Raw genomic sequence first — 3152 nt, 5'->3', positions numbered from 1 at the left:
GGGGGGTGCGGGGGGCTGGCCCCTCGCCGCTTTCCCCTCAGGCCCGCGCCTCGCGGATCAGGCGCAGAATATCTTTCGCGGCCTCCGGGATATTGGTGCCGGGCCCGAAGATCGCCTTCACACCCGCCTTTTGCAAGAACTCGTAGTCCTGCTGCGGAATGACGCCGCCGCAGATCACGATGATTTCACCGGCATCCTTTTCCCGCAGCGCCGCGATCAGTTTAGGCGCCAAAGTCTTGTGTCCCGCCGCCTGAGAGCTGATGCCGACCACATGCACGTCGTTGTCCACCGCATCCTGTGCGGCCTCGTCCGGGGTCTGGAACAGCGGGCCGACATCGACGTCAAACCCGATATCGGCAAAGGCGGTGGCAATCACCTTGGCGCCACGATCATGGCCATCCTGGCCCATCTTGACCACAAGCATCCGGGGGCGACGGCCTTCTTGCTCTGCGAATTCTTCGACCGACTGCTGGATCGCGGCGAACCCTTCATCGCCCTCATAAGCCGCGCCATAGACGCCGGCCAGGGTCTTCACCTCGGCGCGGTGACGGCCGAATTCCTTTTCAAGGCTCATGCTGATCTCTCCTACGGTGGCGCGGGCGCGCGCGGCCTCAACCGCCCCTTCCAGAAGGTTGCCACCCTCTTTGGCGCGGCGTGTCAATTCCTCAAGCGCCGCCTGACAGGCGGCTTCGTCGCGGCTTGCGCGGATGTTTTTCAGACGCACGATCTGGCTCTCGCGCACCGCGACGTTATCCACATCCAGAATGTCGATCGGGTCTTCCTTGTCCTTGCGGTACTTGTTGACACCGACGATGACCTCGGTGCCGCGGTCGATCATCGCCTGCCGGGTGGCTGCCGTTTCCTCGATGCGAAGCTTGGGCATGCCCGATTCAACCGCCTTGGTCATGCCGCCCATGGCCTCAACCTCTTCGATCAACTCCCAGGCCTTGTCGGCCAGATCGGCAGTCAGCTTTTCCACGTAATACGACCCGGCAAGCGGATCGACCACATTGGTCACGCCGGTTTCTTCCTGCAAGATCAACTGGGTATTACGCGCGATCCGGGCGCTGAATTCGGTTGGCAGGGCAATCGCCTCGTCCAGGGCATTCGTATGAAGGCTCTGCGTGCCGCCCAAAACCGCGCTCATCGCCTCATAGGCGGTGCGGATCACGTTGTTATAGGGGTCCTGCTCCTGCAGACTCACGCCGCTGGTCTGGCAATGGGTGCGCAACATTTTCGAGCGCTCACTCTTGGCGCCGAACTCGGTCATGATGCGGTGCCACAACAGGCGCGCGGCGCGCAATTTGGCCGCTTCCATGAAAAAGTTCATGCCGATGGCGAAGAAAAAGCTCAGCCGGCCGGCAAATTTATCCACATCCATGCCCGCCTCGATGGCCGCGCGCACATATTCGCGACCATCCGCCAGCGTATAGGCCAGTTCCTGCACAAGGTTCGCGCCGGCCTCTTGCATGTGATAGCCCGAGATGCTGATCGAGTTGAATTTCGGCATCTCGTTGCTGGTATATTCGATGATATCGCTGATGATCCGCATGCTTGGCTTGGGCGGATAGATATAGGTGTTGCGCACCATGAACTCTTTCAGAATGTCGTTCTGAATGGTGCCCGACAAAACGCTTTTGTCATGCCCCTGCTCTTCGCCAGCGACGATAAAACTGGCCAGGACGGGGATCACGGCACCGTTCATCGTCATTGACACGCTGACCTTGTCAAGCGGGATGCCGTCAAACAGGATCTTCATGTCCTCGACGCTGTCAATGGCCACGCCGGCCTTGCCGACATCGCCCTCAACGCGGGGGTGATCGCTGTCATAGCCACGATGGGTGGCAAGATCGAAGGCCACCGAAACGCCCTGTTGGCCAGCGGCCAGGTTGCGACGGTAAAAGGCGTTGGATTCCTCGGCGGTGGAAAAGCCGGCATATTGGCGGATCGTCCATGGGCGCCCGGCATACATCGTCGCCTTGACGCCGCGCGTAAAGGGGGCCTGTCCGGGGATCGTACCCATATGCGGCAGATTCGCAGTATCTTCTTCGGTATAGAGCGGCTGAACCGGGATGCCCTCAAGGGTATTCCAGGTCAGATCGTCCAGCGGGCGCCCCCGCAGCTCTGCTTCGGCCAGGTTACGCCAGTCGTCTTTCTTCGATGTCATTGGGTTGTCCTCTTGTCGTCTGGACGATGGGCGGGTTCTGTCCCGCCTTCACCGGTCCGGTTTCCTCTGTCAATCGTGCCAGACCATCGGCCCCGGCACTCAGCCAGAACAGATCGTCGGAATAAGCCTCTTGCAGGGCCAATGTCTGATTTCGGTCAAACGGGCGCCAACGGCCCGTGCCTTCGCCAAGACGCGCGACATCACCGCCCCGCTCTGTCACCACTCTGCGCAGTTGCTCCAGATCGGGTGAGCGGTTCAGCCACTCGCGCGCGGCCTTGCGCGGCGGGTTGTTCACCCCGGTCATCTGGCGCAGCTTTTCCTCCGGAAGCCCGGCATAGACTTCATGCGGCAGCACCGTGATTTCAACGCCGGGCACAGCACAGGCCAGATCGGTGACCACATCGCGCCAATGACGGCCTCCGGTGACCAGCAAGTCAAGATCGTCCTGATCAGGCACCTTGTGACCGCGCGCCACCGCAAAGGCCATTGCCGAAGCCCACCAGGTATCCTGAGCACGCACCGCAAGCGCGATACGGGTGATGCGCCCGTCAAAGGCATTGGCAAACCGCGCCATCCGCTCGCCGATGGCAACATAAAGCCGGTTGTCGCGCAGATTGCGACGCGCCGCACCGATCATGTTTTCGTCACTGATCACAAGCTGGCGCAGCCCCGCCGCCTCGGCCTTGTGCAGGCGTAGCGCGATCCGCCCACGGGCGCGGTCAAGCTGTTGTGTCGCCGAACGGCGCCCCGCAACCGGAATGACCCCGGTCAGCACGCCGTCGCGCGTCACGTCAGGCCCCCAATAGCCGATGCCCTGCGCCGCCAACAGCTTGCGATTGGCCTGCATGTAATGCTGAAAGCTGGTCGAGGCCGTTCGATGTGCCCCCAGGTGCAGGATAATTTCCATCTCAATACATGCCTTTCGCTTGAACACCACATCCTTGCAGGGTGGTTGTTTCCATCCCGCCATGTTGCTCGCGAATTT

At 61.3% G+C, this 3152-nt stretch carries 2 protein-coding genes; both read right to left on the bottom strand.

Annotated elements, in window-relative coordinates; genetic code table 11:
- Nucleotides 1-37: 37 nt before the first annotated feature.
- Nucleotides 38-2167, bottom strand: coding sequence for a methylmalonyl-CoA mutase (scpA, locus tag QZ522_RS18730; RefSeq protein WP_294615174.1), 2130 nt, complete (start codon nt 2165-2167; stop codon nt 38-40).
- A partial coding sequence (locus tag QZ522_RS18725) for a hypothetical protein (protein ID WP_365353951.1) occupies nt 2139-3152 on the bottom strand: 1014 nt, incomplete at its 5' end. The genes scpA and QZ522_RS18725, both read right to left, overlap by 29 nt.

Source organism: uncultured Roseovarius sp. (assembly GCF_913054395.1).
In the GTDB taxonomy this organism is placed as follows: Bacteria; Pseudomonadota; Alphaproteobacteria; order Rhodobacterales; family Rhodobacteraceae; genus Roseovarius.
The sequence above is the reverse complement of the archived record's forward strand: the minus strand, read 5'-3'. Positions and strand labels throughout refer to the sequence as shown.

Coding starts and splice junctions, on each gene's coding strand:
- scpA (WP_294615174.1), bottom strand. CDS start 2,167: ATGACATCGAAGAAAGACGACTGGCGTAACCTGGCCGAAGCAGAGCTG.